Genomic DNA, 24,780 nt, shown 5'->3' on the forward strand with positions numbered 1-24,780 from the left:
GCCGACGACGGCGACCGGCACCTGACGGTCGGTGGCCCCCTGACGGTCGGTGGCAAACTGACGGTATGTCACGTGGTCGTCACCAGCCCGAGGCGGTGTGGACGACGGCGGTCGCGGACTCCTCGCCCCAGGCCAGCTCCCGCAGCAGCGCCGCGATGCCCTCCTCGGGGTCGATCAGCCGGATGCCGCGCCGGGCGTACTCGCGGGCCAGCTCCGCGCCGACCATGCCGGTGTGACCGGCCGCGGGCGCCCACGGCCCCCAGTGCACGGTCAGCGCCCGGCGCCCGGTGCGGGCGGCGAAGGCCGCGCCGAGGGTCTCCAGGGCGTCGTTGGCGGCCGCGTAGTCCACCTGGCCCCGGTTGCCCAGGACGGCCGAGATGCTGCCGAACAGCACCGTGAACGCGGGGTGGGCGGACAGCTCCTCCAACGCCGTGAGCAGGGCGTGGGCGCCGGTCGCCTTCGTGCCGTAGACCCGCTGGAAGGACTCGGGGGTCTTCTCCGCGATCAGCCGGTCCTCGATCACTCCGGCCGCGTGGACCACTCCGTCGAGGCGGCCGTGCTCGGCGTGGATCTCCTTCACCGCCTGGAGCACCGCCTCGGGCTCGCGGAAGTCGACCGAGCGATAGCGGACGCGGCTGCCCAGCGCGGTGAGCTCGTCGAGCGTCGCCCTGATCTCCCGCTGGGCCAGCAGGAGTTCGGCGGCGCGGTTGATCTCGGCCGGTTTCCCGCCGCCCCGCGCGGCGAGCGCCGCGCGCAGCTCGGCCGGGGTGCGTGCGGCGGCGGTGTCCGCGTCCTCGGGGCCGTCCGGCGCGGGCGTACGGCCGAGCAGCTCCAGCCGGCAGCGGGCGGCCCCGGCGAGCGCGGCGGCGAACTGCGCGGTGATGCCCCGCGCCCCGCCCGCCAGCACCACCACCGAGTCCCGGTCCAGGCCCAGCGCGGCGGCCTCGGCGGCGCCGTCCCCGGCCGGCCCGGCCCCCGTGCTGCCGAGCGCGCCGAGCGGCGCCTCCACCAGCTCGAACCCGTGCCGCCCGGCCGCCGTCCGCAGCACGACCGGCGTACGGTCCGGCGCGACGGCCTCCGCGACCACCGCGTCCGCGACGGCGCCCGGTGAGACGTCGGCCAGGTCGACGACCCGCGCCACCGTCTCCGGATACTCACGCGCCACGGTGCGGAACAGCCCGCGCAGCCCCGCCGAGCGCGGGTCCGGCGCCTCCCCGTCGGCGGGCCGCGGGGCCAGCAGCCAGCGCGGGCCCCGCCCCAGGGCCGCCTTCAGGACGGGGAACGCGTCCGGCAGCACCGCGTCGTCGCCGCCCGCGAGCGCACCCAGGTACACCACACCGTCCACCGACCCGTCCGCGTCGCTCAGCACATGGTCCCGGCCGCGTACGACGACGTCGGCGCCCGACGCCTCGAGGCGTGCGGCGACGTCGGGGCCGTCGCCGAGGACGGTCCAGCGGGTGCCGGAGAGCAGGGAAGCGGGGTCGGAGGGGGCGTCCGGGCCGTCGAGCAGGACCGGGCGGAGGATGTGGCGGCGGGGCGGCTCGCCGGCGACGTCCTCGGAGGCGGGAGCGGAGGGTTCGACCGGGGCGGGCGTCACCGGAGCCGGCCGGGCCGACCCGACGGGACCCTCCGACCCGACAGGACCCTCCGACCCGACGGCGCTGCCCGGTCCGGGGTGGCCCCCGGATGACGCCGGCTCGCCCAGCCGCGCCGTCAGCCAGTCGGTCACCGCCGCCGCGGTGCGGGCCTTCGCCAGCTCCTCCAGCTCCGCGTCGTCCAGGGAGGTGAGGTCGGCGCCGTCCCCGGCGCCGAGGCGTCTGGCGAGCTCTCCGGCGATCTCGGCCCGCTTGATGGAGTCGATGCTGAGGTCCGCCTCCAGGTCGAGATCGGGCTCGATCATGTCGATCGGGTAGCCGGTGCGCTCGCTGATGATCTCCAGGACCACCTGCTGGACGTCGGCGGGGCCGGTGGGCGCCTGCGGCGGCGCGGGTTCCGACTCCGAGGCGACGGCCGGGCTCTGACGCGCGGCCGGTACAGCGGGTACGGCCGGTACGGCGGGTACGGCCTGCAACACGGGTGCGGGCGCGTCCACGAGCACGGGCGAGGCGACCGTCGCTCCGGGTGCCGCCCCGAAGTAGGTCAGCAGCACGTCCCGTTGGGCGGCGATCATCTCCCGGCTGGTGCGCAGGAATTCGGAGATGAGCGCGTCCCGGTCGGACGGAACGCCGTGCGGGGGGTTGGTCGTCACAGTCGGCACAGTCCTTTCGACGGGGTCCACGACTCGTCGGGCCGGTGCGAGCGCACCGGGAAGGAGGTCGCCGGCGGCGGTACGGACGAGCTGCCCGTCCACCGTCCAGCCGGGACGCTTCGGCACGGGTGTACGCACCGCGTCGACGGCGTCCCGTCCGCGCAGCAGCCGGCCGGTGCGCACTGGCACTCCCGCGACGGCGAGTCCGGCCAGGGCGTCGAGCCAGCCGCGCAGACCGTCGCCGGGGCGGGGCTCGCAGGCCACGGTGGTGTGCGGGCGGTCGCCGAGGATCTGCCCGACCAGCCGGGTCAGCACCGACCCGGGGCCCGCCTCCACGAAGACGCGCGCCCCGGCCTCGTACATCGCCTCGATCTGCTCGGCGAAGGCGACCGGGGCGCCGATCTGGGCGGCGAGTTCGGCCCGCACCGCGTCCGCGTCGGGGGCGTAGGGAGCGGCCGTGCGGTTGGACCACACCGGGAACTCGGGCGCGTGCACCGGGTGAGCCGCGAGGGCCCGGGCGAAGCGGGGGGCGGGGGCGGCGCCCCCCCGGCGGGGGGGGGCGGCGGCGGCGGGGGGGGGCGGGGCGGCGAGACCCGCCTCGCGCAACCGTCGTACAGCCTCGGTGACCGCGTCCGACGGCCCGGAGATCACCGTCTGCCGCGGCGAGTTGCGGTTGGCGACGACGACGGAGCCGGGCGCGCCCGCCGCCTTCAGGGCCCGGGTGACGTCCTCCGCGCCGGCCGCGACCGCCGCCATGGTCCCGGGTTCCTCCCCCGCGGAGCCGGCCGCTTCGAGGATGGCCGCCGCCCGCTCCGAGCTCAGCTCCAGCAACGTCTCGGGGGCGAGGGCGCCGGCCGCGCAGAGGGCGACCAGCTCGCCGTAGCTGTGCCCGGCGGCCATGTCGGGCCGCACCCCGGCCGCCGTGAGCGCGGCGTACGCGGCGAGCCCGGCGATGCCGAGAGCCGGCTGTGCGACGCGTGTGTCGGTCAGCGCGGCCCGCTGCCGATCGCGCACCGTGTCGTCGAAGGCGGCGGGCGGATACATCACGCCCGCGTGAGCGCGCCCGAGCTCCAGACAGGGCCGCAGCTCGGGAAGGGCGACGAACAACTCGGCGAGCATGCCGACGCGCTGACTGCCCTGGCCGGGGAAGAGGAAGGCGACTTTGCCGGGCACGGGCGTTGCGGTGGCGCCGTCCAGCGGCGCGGCGGGGTCAGGGGCGGCGGGCCCGCCGGTGACCGGGGTGTGCCGGGCCGCCGTACGGACCCCTCGCGCCGGGGCGTGCTCGTCCGTCCCCGCAAGTACGCCCCGCAGCTTCTCCACCAGGTCGTCCACATCGGTCGCCACCATCGCGACCTGAGCCGGGTCCCCGCTCGCGTCCGCCCGTCGTGCCGCGCTCAGCGCGAGGTCCCGCAGCCGCCACGGCCGCCCCTCCGCCTCGGCGGCACTCAGCAGCTCCTGCATCGCGCGGTGGGCCGCCTTCTCGTCGCGTCCGCGGAAGACGAACAACTCGGCCGGCCAGGTGTCCAGCCCGCTCACCGGTGGCACGCCGTCGGCGTGAGCGCCCAGCACCACATGGAAGTTGGTGCCGCCGAAGCCGAACGCGCTGACTCCGGCGAGGCGTTCCTCCGGGGGCGCGGCCCAGGGCCGGGCCTCGGTGTGGAAGGCGAACGGGCTGCTGTCCGCGTCCCAGGCCGCGTTGGGCGCCTCGACGTGCAGCGTCGGTGGGCGCACACCCGTGTGGAGGGCCAGCAGGGTCTTGATCAGCCCGGCCAGACCCGCGGCGCACTTGGTGTGCCCGATCTGCGACTTCACCGAACCGATGACACAGCCGCCCGCCTCCGCGCCGGCGGCGGTGAACACCTCGCCGAGGACGTGCAGTTCGGTGCGGTCGCCGACCACCGTGCCGGTGCCGTGGGCCTCGACGAGCCCGACGTCGGCCGGGGAGACGCGCGCGTTGCGGTAGGCCCGTTCCAGTGCCGACCGCTGCCCTTCGGGGCGGGGTGCGGTCAGGCCGAGGGAGCGGCCGTCGCTGGAGGAGCCGAGGCCCTTGATGACGCCGTAGATCCGGTCGCCGTCGCGTTCGGCGTCCGCGAGCCGCTTGAGGACGACGCAGGCCACGCCCTCGCCGAGGGCGATGCCGTCGGCGGAGCCGTCGAAGGCGCGGGAGCGGCCGGTGGGGGAGAGGGCGTGCACGGAGGAGAAGAGGACGTAGTCGTTGATGCCGTTGTGCAGGTCGGCGCCGCCGCACAGCACCACGTCGCTGGTGCCGCCGACGAGTTCCTTGCAGGCGACGTCGACCGCGGCCAGCGAGGAGGCGCAGGCGGCGTCCACGGTGTAGTTGGCGCCGCCGAGGTCGAGCCGGTTGGCGATCCGGCCGGAGATGACGTTGGCGAGCATGCCGGGGAAGGAGTCCTCGGTGAGCCGCGGGAGCTGTTCGTCCAGGCCCGCCGGGACCGTCCCGTGGTACGAGGGCAGGACCGCCCGCAGCGTCGCCGCGTTGGACAGGTCGCTGCCCGCCTCCGCGCCGAACACCACCGAGGCGCGGGAGCGGTCGAACTCCCGCCCCCCGTCGCCGTATCCGGCGTCCTCCAGGGCGCGCCGGGCGGCCTCCAGGGACAGCAGCTGGACCGGCTCGACGGACCCGAGGGAGGCGGGCGGGATGCCGTAGCGCAGCGGGTCGAAGGGGATGGGGGGCAGGAAGCCGCCCCATTTCGACGGGGTGGACACGCCGTGGTGGACGGCCGGGTCCCAGCGCTGCGGCGGCACCTCGGTGACGGCGTCGTGGCCGCCGACGATGTTCGCCCAGAAGGCGGCCAGGTCGGGTGCCTGCGGGAACATGCAGGCCATGCCGACGACGGCGATGTCGAGCGGCGCCGGTGGCTCCGGCTGCTCGGCGGGCGTCGTCAGGCCCAGTTCGGCCGCCCGCCGGGACAGGAACTCGGCCGCGCCGGCCGTCACCGACGCGTGCAGGGCGGCGACCGTCGTGGTCGTCGAGCGCAGCACGGCCACCTCCCCGGCCATGAACATCCCCTCGGCGAGCTGGCGTCGCTCGTCGACGGGTACGAGCGAGCCGTCCGCGGCGCGGGTCACGCCCTTGCCGGCGATGCGCAGCCGGCCGACGTTGAGCCGTTCCAGCTCCTCCCAGATCCGCCGGTCGGGCACGCCCTGCGCGCGCAGCCGGGCCTCCTCCTCGCGGTATCCGGCGGTGAAGGGGCTGGGCACGCAGCGCGTGGCGTGACCGGGCGCCGACTCCAGCAGCGTGGTGCGCTCCGCGGCCACCACCTGGCGCTGGAAGAGGGGCTGGATCGCGCCGTGCGCCACCGCCTCCTCGGTGAACAGGTACGCGGTGCCCATCAGCACGCCGACGGCCGCCCCGCGCGCGGTGAGCGGTGCGGCGAGCGCGGCCACCATCGCCGCCGACCGCTCGTCGTGCACCCCGCCCGCGAAGAACACCTCGACGTCGGTGGCGTCCCCCTCGCCCAAGAAGTCTTCCAGGACGGCGAGTTGGGCCTCCCACAGCGGAAAGCTGCCACGCGGTCCGACGTGCCCGCCGCACTCGGCGCCCTCGAACACGAACCGGCGCGCCCCGGCCTGGAGGAACTGCCGCAGCAGCCCCGGCGAGGGCACGTGCAGGAAGGTGCGGATGCCGTCCCGCTCCAACGCCTGCGCCTGCGACGGCCGTCCGCCCGCGATGATCGCGTGCGTCGGCCGCAGCTCCCGTACGGCCTCCAGCTGGGCGGCCCGTACGTCCTCCGGCGCGAAGCCGAGCACGCCGACGCCCCAGGGCCGGCCGGCCACCGCCTCCCGGGTCCGCGCCAGCATCGCCCGGGTCCGTTCGCCGTCGGCCAGCGCCAGCGCGAGGAACGGCAGCGCCCCGTCCGAGGCGACCGCAGCGGCGAACGCGGCCCTGTCGCTGACCCGCGTCATCGGTCCCTGCGCCACGGGCAGCCGGGTGCCGAGCGCCCGGCTCATCGCGGACCGCGCCCCCAGCGCCCGCCCGGGCCCGTCCTCGCGCACGCTGTCCCGCACCGCGTCCCTGAGCGCTCGCACCGTGCGCCGTACGTCGCCCCAGCGGTCGGCGAAGCGGGCGGCGAGGAAGCCGTCCTGGCCCACGGGCAGCAGCTGGGTGCGCGGATCCTGCGCGCCCAGCATCGTCGCGACCGCCTCGGGGCCCGCGTCGTCGGGGACGCGCGGGGCGTCCGGGCCGCGGCGCAGCAGGACTCGGTGACCGGCCAGGACGACCGTCTCCGAACCGTCCAGGGTGCGCAGCGTGGCGGCCGCCGGCTCGGGCAGCGCCGACTCGGCGAGCAGCGCGAGCTGTCCGTCCACGACGACGCCGGCCGCCCCGCCGGCGACCGCGGCGGCGGCCGTCCGAGGACCGATGCCGCCGCACGCCCACACCGGCAGCGACAGGTCGGGGGCGGTGAGCAGTCGCTGGAGCAGGACGAACGTGCTGAGTTCTCCGATCCGGCCGCCGCACTCGCTGCCCCGTGCGATCAGCCCGTGCGCCCCGGCGCGGGCGGCCTCCCGCGCGCCCGCCAGGTCGGTGACCTCCACCAGCACGCGGTACCGCCCGGCCGCGTCCGGGACCGACCAGGGCGCGCCTTCGGCGAGGACGACCGTATGGGGGCCGCCGGGTTCGAGGTCGGCGGGGGACAGCCGGCAGCGCGGGCCGACCCTGACTCCGTACACGCCCGGGGCGGCGCGGCGCAGCCGGGCCAGCGCCGCGCGTGCGCTTCGGTCTCCGTCGCCCAGGTCGAGCACGCCCAGCCCGCCGGCCCGGCCGACCGCCAGAGCGAGTGCTGCGTCGGGTTCCCCGAAAGGAGTGATGCCGATGATCATGTCCTCGGAACGCACAGCGGACGTCATGATTCTCCGAATCAAGGGTGAGCCTGCACGGTGGGTGGTTCGGGACAGCAAAGGAGGCACACCGGATTCCAGCGGGCACGGATCACCGCGGAACGCCGATTAAAGCGCTTGTTCGAAACGCGTGAAAGGTAGTGCCGTTATTACTGACTGGTCAACGTTTCATCGACCCGCCTGTATCCGGTCGCATTGATTCGGTCAGGCGTCGGGACATGGCCAGGACGGAGAAAAGCGGATCAAATGCTTTGCGGGACAGTCTGATTCACCCTCGTCTCACGTTGTTGAAACATGTACGGCCGAAGGAATTGGGTTCTTATGGACTTCATGTCCGAAACGGAACTCTATATTTCCGGCATCGCGTGGACGGCGGGGAAATTCTGTGTGTCGGCGCCGGAGTGACCGGGATTGCCTTGTTGACGGATCGCCCGGTCCGTCTCCTCACCGGCCTGGCCACCGCTGTGACGGAATGTCACGCGCGAGGCCCCGCTGGTCCCGTCCGGCGCACCGTCTCCCCCCGCGGACCGGCGGCCACCGGGCCCCGGCCCAGGCACCTGCACGCGTACGGTAGGGTTTACCTGCGCGTTCCGGCGGTTCACCGTCGCGGAGCGCGACGGGACGTGGCGCAGCTTGGTAGCGCACTTGACTGGGGGTCAAGGGGTCGCAGGTTCAAATCCTGTCGTCCCGACGAGAAGGACAGCCCGAAGGCCGGGCCGGAGCGATCCGGCCCGGCCTCTCGCACGTTCGGGGTCGGTCGGCGTGCCGCCGGGGCGACCGGACGGAGGAACGGCCCGGGCGGAGGCGGAGAAACGCCGCGAGGGTCCTTCCGGGCACCCCGCGCACCGGCGACACTCCCGGATCATGGACATCCTGCTCGTGGTGAGCGCGTTCAACAGCCTGTCCCAGCGCGTGTACGCCGAACTGTCCGACCTGGGGCACCGGGTGGACGCCGTACTCGCCACCCACGGTCCGGCCGCGATCCGCACCGCCGTCCACGAGGTGCGCCCGGAGCTGATCATCGCGCCGATGCTCAGGACGGCACTGCCCGAGGACATCTGGGGCGAGCACACCTGCCTCATCGTGCACCCCGGCCCGCCCGGGGACCGCGGTCCGTCCTCCCTGGACTGGGCCATCGCCCAGGACGCGCCGCGATGGGCGGTGACGGTCCTGCAGGCCGAGGCGGCGATGGACGCCGGCCCCGTCTGGGCGACGGTGCCGTTCGACGTGCCGCCGGTGGGCAAGAGCGACCTGTACCGCAACGAGGTCTCCGACGCCGCCGTCGCCGCGGTCCTGCTGGCCGTGCGGCGGTACGGGGACGGCTCGTTCAAACCGCAGCCGCAGAGCGACCCGTCGGTCCACGTGGTCCGGCGCGACCCCTTCCGCCAGGAGCTGCGGCGGATCGACTGGGAGCGCGACAGCACCGGGACCGTGCTGCGCAAGCTGCGCGGGGCCGACTCGCAGCCGGGAGTGCTCGACGAAGTCCTCGGCGTGGAAATGTTCCTGCACGGCGGACACCCCGAGGACCACCTGCGCGGACGCCCCGGAGAACTGCTCGCCACGCGCGCGGGCGCGGTGTGCCGCGCCACCCGTGACGGCGCCGTCTGGATCCCGGAGCTCAGACCGCGCAGGTCCACCGGTGACCGCGCCTCCTTCCGGCGCCCGGCGGCCTCCGTGCTCGCCTCGATCCCCGCCCGGTCCCACCCCCAGGGCGGCATCCCCGGCGTCAGGTCGCCGGAGGGCGGCTTCCCGCCGCGGGCCGGCGACCGGCCGCCGTGGCTCGCCGAGGTGGCGGCCGCGCTGCAGCCCGCCCCCGGGCGGCGGACCTGGACCGACATCCGCTACCGGCAGAGCGGCGACGTCGGGTTCCTCGCCTTCTCGTTCCCCGGCGGGGCCATGAGCACCGACCAGTGCCGCAGGCTGCTCGCCGCGTACCGGTACGCACTCGCCCGCCCCACCTCGGTGCTGGTGCTCGGCGGCGCCCGCGACTTCTTCTCCAACGGCATCCATCTGAACGTCATCGAGGCCTCTCCCGACCCGGCCGCGGAGTCCTGGACCAACCTCAACGCAATGAACGACCTGGTCGAGGCGGTGCTGCGCACCACCGACCGGCTGGTGGTCGCGGCGCTCGGCGGCAACGCGGCCGCGGGCGGGGTCATGCTGGCCCTCGCCGCCGACGAGGTGTGGTGCCGCACCGGCGCCGTCCTCAACCCCCACTACCGGCGGATGGGCCTGTACGGATCGGAGTTCTGGACGTACACGCTGCCGCGCCGGGTGGGTCCCGACACGGCCGAGCGGCTGACGGCCGGAGCGCTGCCGGTGAGCGCCACGACGGCCGCCGAGATCGGACTGGTGGACCGTCTGGTGCCGGTCCCCGCGCAGGAGTTCACCGCCGAGGTGGACCGGCTGGCGACCGCGCTCGCCGCCGCCCCGGACCTCGGACGGCGGATCGCGGCCAAGGCGGCGGCACGCCGGCGCGACGAGACGGCACGGCCGCTCGCGGAGTACCGGCAGGAGGAACTGGCCAGGATGCGCGGCGTCTTCTTCGATCCGGACGCCCCCTACCACGCCTTGCGCTCCGCCTTCGTCCGCAAGACGCCCGGCGGCTCCGCCCGCCCGCTGGCCCCGGTCGGCGAACCCGTCACCGGAGGCGGGCGGTGAGCGCCCCCACCGCCCGCCTCCTGGTGGCGGGCGTCGGCAACATCTTCCTCGCGGACGACGCCTTCGGCCCCGAGGTGATCCGTGCCCTGGACAGCCGCCCGCTGCCCCCCGGCGCACGGGTCAAGGACTTCGGCATCCGCGGCCTGGACCTCGCCTACGAGCTGCTGGACGGGTACCGCACCGCGATCCTGGTCGACGCGGCTCCGCGCGGACACCGGCCCGGAACCCTCTCCCTGATCGAACCGGACCTCCCCGAAGCCACCGCCGCGGCCCCGCCCGAGGCCCACGGCATGGACCCCGCCCGGGTGCTGGCGCTGGCCGCGCACCTCGGCGACGGGCCGCTCCCGCGCGTCCTGCTGCTGGCCTGCGAACCCCAGGTGCGGCCTACCGGAGACGAGGACGTCGTCGCCGGGCTCAGCGCGCCCGTGCGGGAGGCGGTCGACCGGGCCGTCACGGCGCTGCACACGATGGTCCCCGCCCTGCTCGCCGACCCCACGGCCACGCCTCCGTTGGGCCGCCCGGAGGAATCCGCCGAGCCCTGCCCGGCCGGTCTCCCACCGGGGGCGGCCGGCGGCCCACAGGATCGATAACGGTCCGCGGCCCGGCCGCCCCGACCGCCCGGCCGTCCGCGCCCCACCCCCCACGGCGAGCGGCCCACCCCGCGGCCGGGCCCGTCCCCCTCCACCCCCGTCCCGACCTCGAGGAGCGGCCCCATGTGTCAGTCCGCCGACGTCAGACAGGCCGTCCTCGCGAAGAACGACGGCCTGGCCACCGCCCTGCGCGACGACCTCACGCGGCGGGGCGTCACCGTCGTCAACCTGCTCTCCAGCCCCGGCAGCGGCAAGACGGAGCTGCTCGGGCGGGCACTGGCCCGGGCGGTGCGGCGGGGCATCCCGGTCGCCGCGCTCACCGCCGACCTCGCCACGGAGAACGACGCCCGCCGGCTGGCCCGTTCGGGGGCACTGGTGAAACAGCTCCTGACCGACGGGCTGTGTCATCTGGAGGCCCGTCAGGTCAGCGGCCACCTCGAGGGATGGCTGCCCGAGGACACCGAGCTGCTCTTCGTGGAGAACGTCGGCAACCTGGTCTGCCCGGCGTCCTACGACCTCGGTGAGACCCTGCGGATCGCGCTGATGGCGGTGACCGAGGGCGAGGACAAACCGCTGAAGTACCCGACCGCCTTCGGCTCCGCCCATCTGGTGGTGCTCACCAAGACCGACCTCGCCGAGCCCGCCGGTTTCGACGAGGACGCCTTCCGTACTCATGTGCACCGGGTCAACCCGGGCGTGGAGATCGTACGGTCCTGCGCGCGCACCGGCGACGGCGTCGACACCCTCCTGGAACATGTCCTCGCCGTACGAGGCGGCGCGCCCGTGCACCGGCCTCCCCTCGCGCCCCGGCCGCACGTCCACGGGTCCGACGGTGCGGCGACCCCGCACCCGCACGCCACGTCCGCCCCCGCCCCGTGACCGCGCCCGCCACCGCGGCGGTGCGCCGCCGCATCACCGTGCGGGGCACCGTGCAGGGTGTGGGATTCCGCCCGTACGTGCACCGCCTGGCCGCCGACCTCGCCCTGGCCGGGTTCGTCGGCAACACCGCACAGGGTGTGCTGATCGAGGTGGAGGGGCCGCCCGCGGACGTCGAGCGGTTCTGCTCCCGGCTGGCCCAGGAACCGCCGCCGCTGGCCGCCGTGACCGGCATCGCCGTGCGGGACGTCCCCGCCGCGGGCGCCGCCGAGGGCTTCACCATCCGGCCCTCCGAGCAGTCACCCGGACGCACCCAGCTCCCGCCCGACACCGCGACCTGCCCCGACTGCCTGCGTGAGCTGGCCGCCCCCGGCGACCGCCGCCACCGCCACCCGTTCGTCACCTGCACTCACTGCGGTCCCCGCTTCACCATCGCCACGGCCCTGCCGTACGACCGGGCCACCACCACCATGGCGGACTTCCCGATGTGCGCCGCCTGCGCGAAGGAGTACGGCGACCCCGGGGACCGCCGTTTCCACGCCCAGCCCGTGGCCTGCCGGGACTGCGGGCCCCGGCTGCGCCTGGTGCCCGCGGCCGGCGCCGGGGTCCGCCCGGCGCGGGACGCGGACGCCCTCGCCGCGGTGCGCGGGCTGCTGACCGCCGGGCGGATCGTCGCCGTCAAGGGCGTCGGCGGGTACCACCTGGCGTGCGACGCCACCGACGAGCGGGCCGTAGCCGCCCTGCGCGCCCGCAAGGCGCGGGGCGGCAAGCCGTTCGCGGTGATGTGCGCCGACCTGCCGACGGTGCGGCGATTCGCCCGGCTCTCCGACGGCGAACGGGCGGCGCTCACCAGCCCCCGGCGCCCCATCGTGCTGCTGCGCCCCCACGCGGACCCGGGCGGCCTCCGGCTGGCGCCCGGGGTGTGCCCGGGCAGCCCGCACGTCGGCGTGCTGCTGCCCTACACCCCGGTGCACACCCTGCTGTTCGGGCTGCCGGGCGATCCCCCCGGACCCCGCGCCCTCGTCATGACCAGCGGTAACCGGTCCGGCGAGCCGATCGTCACCGACGACGACGAGGCCCTGACCCGGCTGGCGGGGGTGGCCGACGCCTGGCTCGTCCACGACCGTGGCATCGTCTCGCCCTGCGACGACTCGCTGCTGCGGGTGCGCCCCGACGGAACCGAGCAGGTGCTGCGCCGCTCCCGCGGCTATGTGCCCCGCCCGCTGCGGCTCCCGCTGGCGGTGCGCCCGGCGCTCGCCGTGGGCGGCGACCTGAAGAACGCGCTCTGCCTCGGCGGCGGCGACCACGCCTGGTTCGGCCCGCACATCGGCGACCTGGGCGACCTGGCCGCCCTGGAGGCCGCCGGGCGGGCGGAGCGGCACATGCGGCGCCTGACCGGCGTCACCCCCGCACTGGTCGCCGCCGACCGGCACCCGGGCTACCACTCCGCCCGATGGGCCCGCCGCCGCGCCGAAGGGCTGCCGCGGGCGCGACCGGTCCTCGTGCAGCACCACCACGCGCACATCGCCTCGGCGATGGCCGAGAGCGGCCTCGACGGCACCACCCCCGTGATCGGGGTCGCGTTCGACGGCACCGGCTACGGCGACGACGGCACGGTCTGGGGCGGCGAGGTGCTGCTCGCCGACTACGCCGGCTACCGGCGGTTCGCCCATCTGACCCCGGCCCCGCTGCCCGGCGGCGACGCGGCCGTCGCCAACCCCTGCCGCACGGCACTGGCCCGGCTGTGGGCCGCCGGCCTGCCCTGGGACCCCGGGCTGCCCAGCGTCGCCGCCTGCTCGCCCGACGAACTGACCCTGCTGGGACGGCAGTTGGCGAGCGAGGTCGCCTGCGTGCCCACGTCGAGCATGGGGCGGCTCTTCGACGCCGTGTCCTCCCTCGCGGGCGTGTGCCACCGCGCCGAGTACGAGGCGCAGGCCGCGCTGGAGCTGGAGGCCGCGGCCGCCGCGGCGTGGGACACGGACGCGGCGGCGTACGCCTTCGGATTCGCGTCCGGACAGGCCCGCACCCGATGCGATCCCGCGCCGGTGCTGCGGGCCCTCGTCGACGATCAGCGGCGCGGCACTCCGGCGCCCGTCCTCGCGGCCCGGTTCCACCGGGGGGTCGCCGGGGCCGTCGCCGAGATCTGCCATCGGGCGCGCCGCGCCACCGGACTGGCCACGGTGGCCCTGACCGGCGGCGTGTTCGCCAACGGCCTGCTGGAGCAGGAGTGCACGGCACTGCTGGCCGCGGACGGCTTCACGGTGCTGCGCCACGGCGAGGTACCGCCCGGCGACGGGGGACTGGCCCTCGGGCAGCTCATGGTCGCGGCCCGGGCGCGGCACGAGGAAACGGCAACCGCACACAGCGACGAGACGGAGTGACCCATGTGTCTGGCAGTGCCCGGCAGAGTCGTGGCCATCGACGACCGTGCCGACCCGCTCACCGGGACGATCGACTTCGGGGGCGTGCAGAAGCAGGCGTGCCTGGAGTACGTGCCCGACGTCCGGGTCGGGGAGTACGTCATCGTCCACGTCGGGTTCGCCCTCCAGAAGCTCGACGAGGAGTCGGCCCGTGCGTCCCTGGAGCTCTTCGAGCAACTCGGGCTGCTGGAGGAGGAGTTCGGCGACGCCTGGCAGCAGGCGGCGCAGCAGGCCGGGAGCGACGCCCCGCACGCCCCCGCCACCGTCGAGCGCGGGGAGAGCGGGAGCGCGGCCCGATGAAGTACATCGACGAGTTCAACGACCCGGATCTGGCGCGGCGGCTGCTGGACGAGATCCGCGCGACGGTCACCCGGCCGTGGGCGCTGATGGAGGTGTGCGGCGGCCAGACGCACTCGATCATCCGGCACGGCATCGACCAGCTGCTGCCGGACGAGGTGGAGCTGATCCACGGGCCCGGCTGCCCCGTGTGCGTCACGCCGCTGGAGGTGATCGACAAGGCGCTGGAGATCGCCTCCCGTCCCGGGGTCGTCTTCTGCTCGTTCGGCGACATGCTGCGGGTGCCGGGCACCGGCCGGGACCTGTTCCGGGTCAAGGGCGAGGGCGGCGACGTGCGCGTGGTGTACTCCCCGCTCGACGCGCTCCGGCTCGCCCGCCGGCACCCGGACCGCGAGGTGGTGTTCTTCGCCATCGGCTTCGAGACCACCGCGCCCGCCAACGCGATGGCCGTCCACCAGGCCCGCCGCCTCGGCGTCGACAACTTCAGCCTGCTGGTGTCCCATGTGCGGGTGCCGCCCGCCATCGAGGCCGTCATGACGGCCCCCACCTGCCGGGTGCAGGCCTTCCTGGCCGCCGGGCACGTGTGCAGCGTGATGGGCACGGCCGAGTACCCGGACCTCGCCGCACGCCACCGCGTACCGATCGTGGTGACCGGCTTCGAACCGCTGGACATCCTCGAAGGGATCCGCCTCGCGGTCCACCAGCTGGAGCGCGGCGAGCACCGCGTGGAGAACGCCTACGCCCGCGCCGTACGCGCCGAGGGCAACCCGGCGGCGCTGCGCATGATCGAGGAGGTCTTCGAGGTCACCGACCGGTCCTGGCGCGGCATCGGCCGCATCCCCGCCAGCGGCTGGCGACTGACCGACGCCTACCGAGCCTTCGACGCCGAGCACCGCTTCGACGTCACCGGCATCCGCACCGAGGAACCCGCGGTCTGCCGCAGCGGCGAGGTGCTCCAGGGACTGATCAAGCCCACCGAGTGCCCCGCGTTCGGCACCGACTGCACCCCGCGCACCCCGCTCGGCGCCACCATGGTCTCCAGCGAGGGCGCCTGCGCCGCCTACTACCTGTACCGCCGGATGGACGGCCCGGCCCCGCGGGGCTCCCGGGCCCCGCAGGAGGAGATGAACCCCGTTGGCTGAACTCGCTGACCCCTCGGTCGTCGTCGACCCCGCGAACTGGACGTGCCCGGCCCCCCTGCGCGACCAGCCGATCGTGGTGATGGGGCACGGCGGGGGCGGCACCCTGTCCGCCGAACTCGTCGAGCAGGTCTTCACCCCCGCGTACGGCAACGCCACGCTCGCCGCGCTCGGCGACTCCGCGGTTGTCGACCTCGGCGGCGCCCGGCTGGCGTTCTCCACCGACTCCTACGTGGTCAGGCCGCTGTTCTTCCCCGGCGGCAGCCTCGGCGACCTCGCGGTCAACGGCACCGTCAACGACCTGGCGATGAGCGGCGCCCGGCCCGCGCACCTGTCCGCCGCGTTCGTCCTGGAGGAGGGCGTCGAGGTGGCCGTGGTCGAGCGGATCGCGCAGGCCCTCGGGCGGGCGGCCGAGGCGGCGGGCGTCACGGTGGTCACGGGAGACACCAAGGTGGTCGAGGCCGGGCACGGCGACGGCGTGTACGTCACCACCGCCGGGATCGGGCTCGTCCCCGACGGCGTGGACATCCGCCCGCAGCGCGCCCGGCCCGGCGACGCCGTCATCGTCAGCGGCCCGATCGGCCTGCACGGTGTGGCGATCATGAGCGTGCGGGAGGGCATGGACTTCGGCGTCGAGGTCGCCAGCGACACCGCGCCCCTCGCCGGCCTGGTGGCGGCCATGCTGGCGGTCACCCCCGACGTCCATGTCCTGCGCGATCCCACCCGGGGCGGGCTCGCCGCGTCGCTCAACGAGATCGCCCGCGCGTCCGGCACCGGCGTACGGCTGCGCGAGCGGGACGTCCCGGTGCCGGAGGCCGTCGCCAATGCCTGCGGCTTTCTGGGCCTAGACCCGCTGTACGTCGCCAACGAGGGCCGCCTGGTCGCCTTCGTACCCCGCCCGGCGGCCGACGAGGTCCTGGCGGCGATGCGCGCCCACCCGCACGGCACGGGCGCCGCGCTGGTCGGCGAGTGCGTCGCCGACCACCCGGGCATGGTGGTGGTCTCCACCGGGCTGGGCGGCACCCGGGTGGTGGACATGCCCCTCGGCGAGCAGCTGCCGCGCATCTGCTGACGCCTCCGGCACACAGCGAACGGCCCTGACGGAAGGGGTGACATCACCCGCACCGTCAGGGCCGTACCCGTCGGCCGGTCAGGACCGCACCGGTGCCGCCTCGACACCGGTGATCTGCAGTTCCCGGCCGCTGCGCAGCGTCGTGGCGGGGCGGTCGCAGTCCGGGCACCAGAAGAACGGTGGCATGCCCACCGTGAACTCCTCGGCGCACGGCTCGCACCAGGCGCGGGCGGGCACCCGCTCCACGACGAGCCTGGCTCCCGCGAGGGCGGTGCCCTCGCGGGCCACCTCGAAGGCGAAATCGAGGGCGTCGGGCACCACCCCCGCCAGCTCGCCGACCCGTACGGTCACCGCCGAGACGACGTCGGTCCCGTCCGCCCGCGCCAGTTCGCCGGCCTGTTCCACGATCGCGGTCGCGATCGACAGCTCATGCACGCTGGGCCCGGAGGGGGTTGCCGGGGCCGGGACGGAAGCCGGCCATGCGCCACAGCCGCACCTCCCGCACGATCCCCGGGAACTCCGCGACCAGCAGCGCGAGGGCCGCTCCGCCGAGCACCACCGCCTCGGCCATCAGAATCCGTTTGGCGTTCATCGCCGCTCCCTGCTCGCTCGTGTGTCTCGTGCCGTGTCCGTCCGCCGGGCTCAGCCCGGGGAGATGCTCGGCATGCTCTCCATGACCTTGTTGTGCCGCTTCCAGTGGATCCCGGTGGAGCGGCGCGCGTCGGCCGTGCCGTCCTCGTGGTGCCCGGGCTGGTGGCGGCGCGGCCCCCAGTTGCCCTGGTGGAGGCCTCTGACGTGAGTGGGCGTGGTGGGCTTCGCCTGTCGCCTGCCGACCTTGATCGTGCCCATGCCGTGCTCCTTTCCTTGCTGGTCCGCCGCCGGGTCGCGGTGGCGGATCCTGTCGCCGGGCCGGGTCACGGCCGTTCGGCCAGCCCGGCGAAGAACTCCTCGACGGCGGGCCAGACCCGGCCGCCGCCGGACATCCCCCGCCACTCGCGGCGGACGAGGGCGACCAGCCGGAAGCACTCGTCGACCGGCACGATCCAGTGGTGCCGCAGGCCCCGGGCGGTGTTCACCAGCAGCGCCTCCACCTCGGGTACCACGCCGCCGAGATCCGGACACCGTGCCACCGCCTCCCGCCACGCCGAGGCGTCCACCTCCCACCGGGCGGCCCCCGCCGGGCTCGGGTAGTGCGCGACCACCGTGCCCTCGGCCCTGGGCACGAAGAACGCCAGGCCGACGGGCACCCCGAGCGGCCCGGTCTCGACCGGCGGAAGCCTCCGCCGCCGCTGCGGGATCAACCGGTACTGGCCGTCGCCCGCCCCGTTCTCCGCGAACAGCACCGAGCACGCCGGGCAGGCGCACAGCGCCTCCTCGCGCCCGGTGTCGTACAGGTGCCGGTGGTCGTCCGCGAGCGGCGCGGCGCACAGCTCGCACCGCTCCGCTCCTCCGCCGGCCCGCCGGCCGGCGGAGGAGCGGATGAGCGCGGCCAGGGCGCCCCCGGTGGTCATGTCGCCCCCTGGGGCCGGGCGGGCCGGCGCAGCAGCGACTCGACGGGGACGAACGCGGGGGGCCGGGACTGCGTCTCCGGCACCGTGACGACTGCCGTCAGCTCCGGCGCCGCGGCGAGCACGGCCTCCCGGACGGCTTCCTCGACGCCCGAGGACGCCGAGCCGCACCCGGAGCCGCAGCCGCCGCCGGTGCGCAGCCGCACACGGGCGACCGGCCCCTCGACCGCGTCCAGCGCCACGTCGCCGCCGCGCTCGCGCACGGCGGGACGCAGCCGCTCGACGGCGCGGGCGGCGCGGCGCTCGGGTGGCTCGGGGTGCAGGTCGTGCAGCACCAGCAGGTGGCCGAGGAGTTCGTCCTCGGCCAGGCGCCCGGCCAGGGCGGCGTCCGCGCGGTCCAGGACCCGGGCCAGCGCCTCGCCGTAGACCTCGGTGAGCGCGCGGACCGTGTCGAGGGCCGTCTGCGCCATCGGCCCCGGCGCGATCTGCACCTTCTCCAGCAGCTCGTCGATCCGCGCGATGCGCGCCGCCACCTCGTCGTCGTCCAGCCGGGAGGCCGGCCCGTCGGCGTCGTGGGGCCGCGCGACCGCCGCCGGCGCCGGCTCAGCCATGGGACGCCCCGTAGGTGGGGGAGTGCAGCGTGGTGAGTGTCTTGCCCTTGCCCAGGTACATGTGCACACCGCAGGGCAGACAGGGGTCGAAGCTGCGTACCGTGCGCATGATGTCGACGCCCTTGAAGTCGTCCGGCCCGTTCTCCTCGAAGACGGGCTGGCCCTGGACGGCGTCCTCGTACGGGCCGGGGGTGCCGAAGCTGTCGCGCGGGCTGGCGTTCCAGGGGGTCGGTGGATACGGGTGGTAGTTGGCGATCTTCCTGTCCTTGATCACCAGGTGGTGCGAGAGGACCCCGCGCACCGCCTCGTGGAAGCCGACGCCGATGGCCTCGTCGGGCACCTCGAAGTCCTGGAACACCTTGGTCTCGCCGGCGCGCATCATCTGCATCGCCTCCTCCAGGAACTGGAAGGCCATGGCCGCGGCGTAGGCGACGAAGTAGGGGCGGGCCCGGTCCCGTTCGATGGTGTTGCTCCACCTCGGGATGTGCCATTCCAGGGTCGTCTCCGGCAGTTTCTCGCTCTTCGGCAGCGAGATCCGCACGCTGTGCCCGGTGGCCTTGACGTACGGGGTGTCGACCAGGCCGCTCAGGGCCGTGGACCACAGCCGGGCGAGCGGGCCGCCGCCGGTGTCGAGGGCGAGGTGGGAGTCGCTCTGCGCGTGGTACCAGCGGGGGCTCATCACCCAGCTGTACTTGCCGTCGAAGTCCCGCTTCTGCGGCACCGGCACCGTGGTCTGGTTCCACGGGTGGCGCATGTCGACCAGGTTGCCGAGCGGGTCGTGGGTGACGAAGGGCTCCTGGCGCTCCCAGTCCTCGTAGTAGGAGCTGCCCAGCAGGACGCGCAGGCCGAGGTTGATGTCGACGAGGTTGTTGGTGACCAGTTGGCCGTCGACGATCACCCCCGGGGTGACGTACATCGCCTTGCCCCAGGCGTTCATGTTCTCGTAGCGGTAGTCGACGACGGCCGGGTCCTGCCAGGCGCCCCAGCAGCCGAGCAGGACCCGGCGGCGGCCCACCTCCTCGTAGCCGGGCAGCGCGTCGTAGAAGAAGTCGAAGACGTCGTCGTTCAGCGCCACGGCCTGCTTCACGAAGTCGATGACCCTCGTCAGCCGCGAGAGGTAGTCGGTGAAGGTGTTCGGCTGCGGCATCGTGCCGACGCCGGCGGGATACATCGTCGACGGGTGGACGTGGCGCCCCTCCATCAGACAGAACATCTCGCGGGTGATGCGGCTGACCTTCAGGGCCTCCCGGTACACCTCGCCCTCGAAGGGGTTGAAGGCGCGCATGATGTCGGCGATGGTCCGGTATCCGTGGATGTCCCCGCGGTGCGCCGGGGTCCGCTCGGCCCGGGCCAGCACGCTCGGGTTGGTGGCCTTGACCATCGCCTCGCAGAAGTCGACGAAGACCAGATTGTCCTGGAAGATCGTGTGGTCGAACATGTACTCGGCGGCTTCGCCGAGGTTGACGATGTGCTCGGCCAGCGGGGGTGTCTTCACGCCGTAGGCCATCTGCTGCGCGTAGTTCGAGCACGTGGTGTGGTTGTCGCCGCAGATGCCGCAGATGCGGGAGGTGATGAAGCCGGCGTCCCGCGGGTCCTTGCCCTTCATGAACACCGAGTAGCCGCGGAAGAGCGACGAGGTGCTGTGGCACTCCACCACTTCCTGGTTGGCGAAGTCGATCTTCGTGTAGATGCCGAGGTTGCCGATGATCCGGGTGATCGGGTCCCAGGACATGTCCACGATCTGTGGAGGTTTCCGCTCGGCGGCCCGGGTCCGGTCCTCGGTTGCGGTCATGTGCGTTCCTGTTCTCGCTGCGCGCTGCGTCGGATGGTGGGGGGAGAAGAGGTGGGGGCGGGTGACGCGGCCCGGCACGGTGGTGCCGGGCCATGGGTCACGGGCGCCAGTGGGGGTCGTAGCCGGAGGTGAGCACCGGCTTGTTGTGGTGCCACTTCGGCTCGCGGTTGACGACGGCGTTGGTGATGCCGCGCATCCGCCGGACGAAGGCCCCGTAGGGCTTGACCATGAGGGAGGAGAAGCTGCCGCCGGGCGGCTCGTCCATGAACGGCATGAACGCGTCGGGGAAGCCGGGCATGGTGCAGCCGATGCAGATGCCGCCGACGTTCGGGCAGCCGCCGAGGCCGCCCATCCAGCCGCGCTTGGGCACGTTGCAGTTGACGACGGGGCCCCAGCAGCCCACCTTCACCTGGCACTTGGGGGAGTTGTAGTCCCGGGCGAAGTCGGCCTGCTCGTAGTACGCCGCGCGGTCACAGCCCTCGTGCACGGTCTTCCCGAACAGCCACTGCGGACGCAGCATCCGGTCCAGCGGGGGCGGCGGGGCGGTCCCGGCCGCGTGGTAGAGGACCCAGATCAGGGTCTCCATGAAGTTCTCCGGCTGGATCGGGCAGCCGGGGACGTTCACGATCGGCAGGCCGCCCTGCGAGGTGAAGTCCCAGCCGAGGTAGTCGGCCAGGCCCATGCAGCCGGTGGGGTTGCCCGCCATCGCGTGGATGCCGCCGTACGTGGCGCAGGTGCCGGCGGCGACCACCGCCCACGCCTTCGGGGCCAGCCGGTCGATCCACCAGTTGAGGGTCAGCGGTTCACCGGTCTCCGGGTCGTTGCCGAACGACGTCCAGTACCCGTCGCCCTCGATGATGTTCTGGTTCGGGATCGAGCCCTCGATGACCAGGATGAACGGCGCGATCTCACCGCGGATCGCCGCGCGGTACGGGGCGAGGAAGTCCTCGCCGCCGAGGCTCGGCGAGAGCACCTTGTTGTGCAGGTTCACCTTCGGCAGGCCGGGGATGAGTCCGAGGACCAGGTCCTCGATCGCGGGCTGGCCGGCCGCGGTGAACGACACCGAGTCGCCGTCGCAGCTCATCCCCTCGGAGATCCAGAGGATGGTGATCTCGTCGAAGCCTTCGCGTGCCTCGGCACGGCTCGGTTCGGTGGCGACGTCGTGCGTGCCGCTGTCGATGGTCATGGCATGGGCCTCCGCTGCAGTCGGTCCCCGAGTCGGTCGTGCGCCGTGGCCGGTGGCCCGGCGAGCGCGGGCGGACGGTCCGGGGCGCGAGGGTGCGGCCGGGCCGCTGCGGTGCGGCCTGCGCCGCGGCGGTCACGGGCGGGCTCCTCGCCGCCGGGCGGCGGCCAGGCGGCGGGGGCCCTGTTCGGCCGCTCGCCGGGCGCCGCGCCACCGTCGGCGACGTCGACGGAGCCGGCGACGGCGACGCACCGGCGGCCGTGCCCGGCCGGTCCGCACCACGGCACGCCGACTGCCAGGCGGTCCTGTCGCGGCTCACCGGCCCCGTCCATCGGACCGTCCCTCCTCCGGCCCGCGGGCCGGCTGCCGCGGCCGCTCTTGCGTCGGCCGGGACGGCTCGGTCGGCTCGACCGCGGCGAGCCGGGACACCGAGGGCTCCAGAGGCTCGAGTTCGTCGGGCCGGAAGTAGTGGAAGCGGCCGTACCAGCCGTTCAGCTCGGCCGCCGGATCGTCGTCCGGCGTCACCGCGAGGTGGACGCTGCCGTCCACGTCGTGGAAGACGGCGGCGACCCGTGCGGTCCGCCCGGCCAGGAACATGTCCTGCGCGTCGGCGCCCCGGCTCCGCGGACGCAGCCGCACCCGGCTGCCGCCGCCCACCGGTACGCCGTCGACCGGCACCGTGTCGGTGGTGGGGGACAGGCCGTCGTCGGCGCCCTCCTGCCACCACGCGGGCCGGTCGGCCGGCGGGGCGGACACGGGGCCGGGGGAGGGCGTGGGCGCGGCGGCCGGCGAGGCCGGTGCGCGGTCCGGCGGCGTGGCCGGGGTCAGTGAGCGGATGGCGCCGTGCAGCCGGGCGAAGACCTCCGGCGGCATGGACTCCACCCGGTCCAGGATCCGGGCGGCCCGCGGGTCGGTGGCGCGCGCCTCGCGTTTCTCCTGGTCGGTCAGCAGCAGCGTGCGCAGTGTCAGGATCTCGTCGATCTCCGCGGCGTCGTGCAGGTCTCCCGGGCTCTCCGGGGCGATCTGCGGATGGTCGGGCAGGATGATCGGCGAGGAGATGAGGGTGGGGCCGCAGGCTCCGTCCCGGACTGCTCCGGCGTGCTCGGCGGGGGCCTCCTCGGGCGGCGGTCCGCCGAGGACGGGGAAGGTGAACGCGTTGCGGCACGCTCGGGCGTGTCCGAGCAGGTCCGTGGGCGGGTCGATCAGCGAGACGAACTCCACGCCGTCGCCGCCGACGAGCGTGTGCGTCGCGATGAGCGCGCCCCGCAGCGCCTCGTCGCGGACGGCCCGCGGGTCCGGCGCCGGCCCCGTGTTCTCGGTGCGGATCCGAAGCCTGCAGACGTCGTCCCCGAGCCGTTCCGCGGTGACGGTCGTGCTCGCCCGGACGGCGGCACGCCGCCGTACCGCCCGCCCGCTGCTCCCGGGGAGCTCTTCGGTCTCCTCCCCGGCGGGCGCGCCGACCGGAAGGACGGACTCCCGCCGCAGCAGTTCCTCCAGGCGGACGACGAGGTCCGTCTCGCGCGGCACCGCCTCGTCGAAGGTGAGGTGGAGCGTGCCGTCGGGTGCCCGCAGCGACTCGACCGGACGGTGTCTTCCGTCCCGGCCCGTCTCCTCCACCTGCTTGTGCTGCGTCTGCAGGTACCGCACCCGCACGCGCACCACGGCCTGCGGCCGGCGGATCCGCAGCAGGCACTCGGTCTGCTGGTACCAGGAGTCGGCGGAGCCGGAGAGCCCCGGGGTGACCGAGCCGTCCCGCTCCACCCAGTCACGGGGGAACAGCACGCCGAACTGCCAGCGCACCCGGTTCTTGGGCGACGAGCGGCGGTAGGGGTAGAGCAGATAGCCCTCGTACAGGACCGCGTCGGCGACGGCGCTCAGCCGGCCGAAGTCACGCTCCGGGCTCCGCGAGGCCATGGCCGCGTACGCTGTCGCGACAGCGGACGTGACGTCATCGTCGACTCCGGCCTGCGGCATTCCGCTCCTCCGATCAGTAAATGTGTGCAGTTCCACCCATACCGTGACATTCCTTGCGTGGGAGCACCCGGTGAGCGAGGTGGAATTGGGCCTTCAGGGGGAGCGGGGCACCCAAGTGCTGGAAACGACCTCGCAGCGCCGGGGAGGAGGCGGGGCCCGTCGTGGTCCGGCCGGGGCGCCGGGTCTACCGGCGCGCGCCGTCGTCCTCGGCGTCGACCGTCTCGGCCGTGCGCAGGGCGACCGCCGGTTCAGGAGCCAGGCGTCCGGCCACCACGACGCCGTAGAGCATGTGATCGAGCGCGACGACCAGCCGCCACAGCACGCGCCGCTGCTCCGCGCGCCGTACGCCGAGCGCCGGGGCGAGGGCCAGCTCGAAGCCGAGCCAGACCAGCAGCCCGTAGGCGGGCCCGGTCATCGGCATGCTCCGCAGACGGGCCGGCAGCAGCCCGAACACGGCGCCGCCGGCGGCGCCGTAGGTCCAGTGGAGCAGTTCCGTGACCGCCTCCCGGCGGTGTTCCCGCGCCCGCAGGACCGCGGTCGGGGCGAGCCTCTCCACGATCGCCTCCGGCGGGGCCTGCTCCTGCGGCGCCAGGGTCGAGGTGACCGTGCGCACCCCTGTCATCGCCATGGCGGCCACCAGCCCGCGGGCGCCGGCCCGGAGAAGGGCGGACGGCCTCCGGTCCTCCTTGGTCATGGTCGTCCTCGCCTTCCTGTAGGGGGTTCCGCAGACAGGAAACAGCGCGGTGACGATGACTGCGCCCCGAGTTGCACCGTTTGCCCTACGGGACCCGTCGAGGCGGCGTCCTGAGGGCCGACGCCGGCGACGTCACGCGGGGCGGCCGGGCAGTCGGGCGTCGGCTTTCACGGGTGGGGCGGACAGCGCCCCACGACGGCGGCCAGGTAACCCCGCAGCATCACCTTCGCCTCGTCGAGCAGCTCCGCGTCGCCCCCGGCGTCCCGCCGGAACGCCTCCTGCGCCAGCGCGTCCGCCGCCAGGACCGCCGCATGGCACGACCGGGCCAGCTCCTCGTCGTCCCGGACGGCGCCCAGCGCGAGCAGGACGCGGCGGACGCCGTCGGCCATGCGGCGCTTGTGCTCGCGGTCGGCGGCACGGGTCCGCTCGGTGAGCCCGCTGCCGAACCACAGGGCGCGGAAACCGTGTTCGGTGCGGTAGATCCCGGCGAACGTATCGATCAGTACGCCCACGGGGTCGTCCCAGCGCTCGGCCGACGCGGCCCGGACCAGGTCGTCCATGACGGCCTCGAGACGCGTGAAGCAGCCCGCCGCGAGGGCGTCGATGATGGCGTCCCGGTCGGGCAGGTACTGGTACAGCGAGCCCACCGACACCTGCGCCTCGGCCGCCACCCTGGTCGTCGTGAGCGCCTCTACCCCTTCGTCGACCAGTACGCGCTCGGCGGCCGCCAGCACGAGCGCGAGCCGCGCCTTGCTGCGCGCCTGACGGGGCGTACGGCGCAGGGGAGTGCGGCCCGGATCAGCGGTCGCCTGGCCCAAGGACGGCCTCCGAACATGAACGTGACATTGTTTCACC

Annotated in this window: 18 protein-coding genes and 1 tRNA gene; 8 read left to right on the plus strand and 11 right to left on the minus strand. The window is 74.6% G+C overall.

The features are described from left to right. Positions 1–79 precede the first annotated feature (79 nt). Positions 80–7,117 carry an SDR family oxidoreductase gene (locus tag ACPT94_RS35955; protein WP_425247777.1) on the minus strand — a complete coding sequence of 2,346 codons (7,038 nt, stop codon included), beginning with the start codon at positions 7,115–7,117 and terminating at the stop codon, positions 80–82. A gap of 608 nt (positions 7,118–7,725) precedes the next feature. Here ACPT94_RS35955 and ACPT94_RS35960 point away from each other — a divergent pair. The 8 genes from ACPT94_RS35960 (at position 7,726) to hypE (ending at position 16,163) form a co-directional block, all read left to right on the plus strand. Beyond that, positions 7,726–7,799: transfer RNA gene (locus tag ACPT94_RS35960), tRNA-Pro, on the plus strand. A gap of 173 nt (positions 7,800–7,972) precedes the next feature. Then, entirely contained in the window at positions 7,973–9,769 is a 1,797-nt protein-coding gene (locus ACPT94_RS35965; protein ID WP_425247778.1) for an enoyl-CoA hydratase-related protein, read from the plus strand. Further along, positions 9,766–10,359: a hydrogenase maturation protease gene (locus ACPT94_RS35970; RefSeq protein WP_425247779.1), complete on the plus strand. Its 594-nt coding sequence runs from the start codon at positions 9,766–9,768 to the stop codon at positions 10,357–10,359. The genes ACPT94_RS35965 and ACPT94_RS35970 overlap by 4 nt, the downstream gene beginning before the upstream one ends. 123 nt (positions 10,360–10,482) lie before the next feature. After that, positions 10,483–11,238 (plus strand): hydrogenase nickel incorporation protein HypB, encoded by a 756-nt coding sequence (gene hypB, locus ACPT94_RS35975; protein WP_425247780.1) that lies wholly within the window; start codon positions 10,483–10,485, stop codon positions 11,236–11,238. Continuing rightward, positions 11,235–13,616: a carbamoyltransferase HypF gene (gene hypF / locus ACPT94_RS35980; RefSeq protein ID WP_360346564.1), complete on the plus strand. Its 2,382-nt coding sequence runs from the start codon at positions 11,235–11,237 to the stop codon at positions 13,614–13,616. Before hypB ends, hypF begins: the two co-directional genes overlap by 4 nt. Positions 13,617–13,619: 3 nt before the next feature. Further along, positions 13,620–13,955: a HypC/HybG/HupF family hydrogenase formation chaperone gene (locus ACPT94_RS35985; protein ID WP_360346562.1), complete on the plus strand. Its 336-nt coding sequence runs from the start codon at positions 13,620–13,622 to the stop codon at positions 13,953–13,955. Beyond that, positions 13,952–15,094: a hydrogenase formation protein HypD gene (gene hypD / locus ACPT94_RS35990; RefSeq protein ID WP_360346561.1), complete on the plus strand. Its 1,143-nt coding sequence runs from the start codon at positions 13,952–13,954 to the stop codon at positions 15,092–15,094. The genes ACPT94_RS35985 and hypD overlap by 4 nt, the downstream gene beginning before the upstream one ends. 79 nt (positions 15,095–15,173) lie before the next feature. Then, complete coding sequence (gene hypE, locus ACPT94_RS35995; protein ID WP_425247798.1) at positions 15,174–16,163, plus strand: hydrogenase expression/formation protein HypE; 990 nt, start codon at positions 15,174–15,176, stop codon at positions 16,161–16,163. Positions 16,164–16,241: 78 nt separating this feature from the next. On the opposite strand, the gene hypA is transcribed toward hypE, so the two are convergent. From hypA to ACPT94_RS36045, 10 genes are all read right to left on the minus strand, one after another. Next, positions 16,242–16,598, minus strand: a complete 357-nt coding sequence (hypA, locus tag ACPT94_RS36000; RefSeq protein ID WP_360346557.1) for a hydrogenase maturation nickel metallochaperone HypA — start codon at positions 16,596–16,598, stop codon at positions 16,242–16,244. Beyond that, the gene (locus tag ACPT94_RS36005) at positions 16,591–16,755 is read right to left on the minus strand and encodes a hypothetical protein (protein ID WP_360346555.1); all 165 of its coding nucleotides are present in this window, start codon (positions 16,753–16,755) and stop codon (positions 16,591–16,593) included. Before ACPT94_RS36005 ends, hypA begins: the two co-directional genes overlap by 8 nt. Positions 16,756–16,805: 50 nt before the next feature. Next, on the minus strand, positions 16,806–17,012 hold the full coding sequence (locus ACPT94_RS36010; protein WP_360346553.1) for a hypothetical protein: 207 nt from the start codon (positions 17,010–17,012) through the stop codon (positions 16,806–16,808). 65 nt (positions 17,013–17,077) lie between these two features. Beyond that, positions 17,078–17,674: a DUF5947 family protein gene (locus tag ACPT94_RS36015; RefSeq protein WP_425247781.1), complete on the minus strand. Its 597-nt coding sequence runs from the start codon at positions 17,672–17,674 to the stop codon at positions 17,078–17,080. Then, positions 17,671–18,282 (minus strand): NifU family protein, encoded by a 612-nt coding sequence (locus ACPT94_RS36020; RefSeq protein WP_360346546.1) that lies wholly within the window; start codon positions 18,280–18,282, stop codon positions 17,671–17,673. Before ACPT94_RS36020 ends, ACPT94_RS36015 begins: the two co-directional genes overlap by 4 nt. Continuing rightward, a complete protein-coding gene (locus ACPT94_RS36025; protein WP_425247782.1) occupies positions 18,275–20,074 on the minus strand; it encodes a nickel-dependent hydrogenase large subunit in 1,800 nt (599 codons plus the stop codon). Before ACPT94_RS36025 ends, ACPT94_RS36020 begins: the two co-directional genes overlap by 8 nt. A 97-nt stretch (positions 20,075–20,171) precedes the next feature. Then, a complete protein-coding gene (locus ACPT94_RS36030) occupies positions 20,172–21,260 on the minus strand; it encodes an NADH-quinone oxidoreductase subunit B family protein (RefSeq protein ID WP_360346542.1) in 1,089 nt (362 codons plus the stop codon). Between the two features lie 312 nt (positions 21,261–21,572). After that, positions 21,573–23,171, minus strand: coding sequence for a hypothetical protein (locus ACPT94_RS36035; RefSeq protein WP_425247783.1), 1,599 nt, complete (start codon positions 23,169–23,171; stop codon positions 21,573–21,575). 244 nt (positions 23,172–23,415) lie between these two features. Further along, positions 23,416–23,925, minus strand: coding sequence for a hypothetical protein (locus ACPT94_RS36040; RefSeq protein WP_360346540.1), 510 nt, complete (start codon positions 23,923–23,925; stop codon positions 23,416–23,418). A gap of 167 nt (positions 23,926–24,092) precedes the next feature. Then, the gene (locus tag ACPT94_RS36045; RefSeq protein WP_360346538.1) at positions 24,093–24,743 is read right to left on the minus strand and encodes a TetR/AcrR family transcriptional regulator; all 651 of its coding nucleotides are present in this window, start codon (positions 24,741–24,743) and stop codon (positions 24,093–24,095) included. Positions 24,744–24,780 lie beyond the last annotated feature (37 nt).

This window comes from Streptomyces aurantiaciflavus, from assembly GCF_049808595.1.
Lineage (GTDB): Bacteria > Actinomycetota > Actinomycetes > Streptomycetales > Streptomycetaceae > Streptomyces.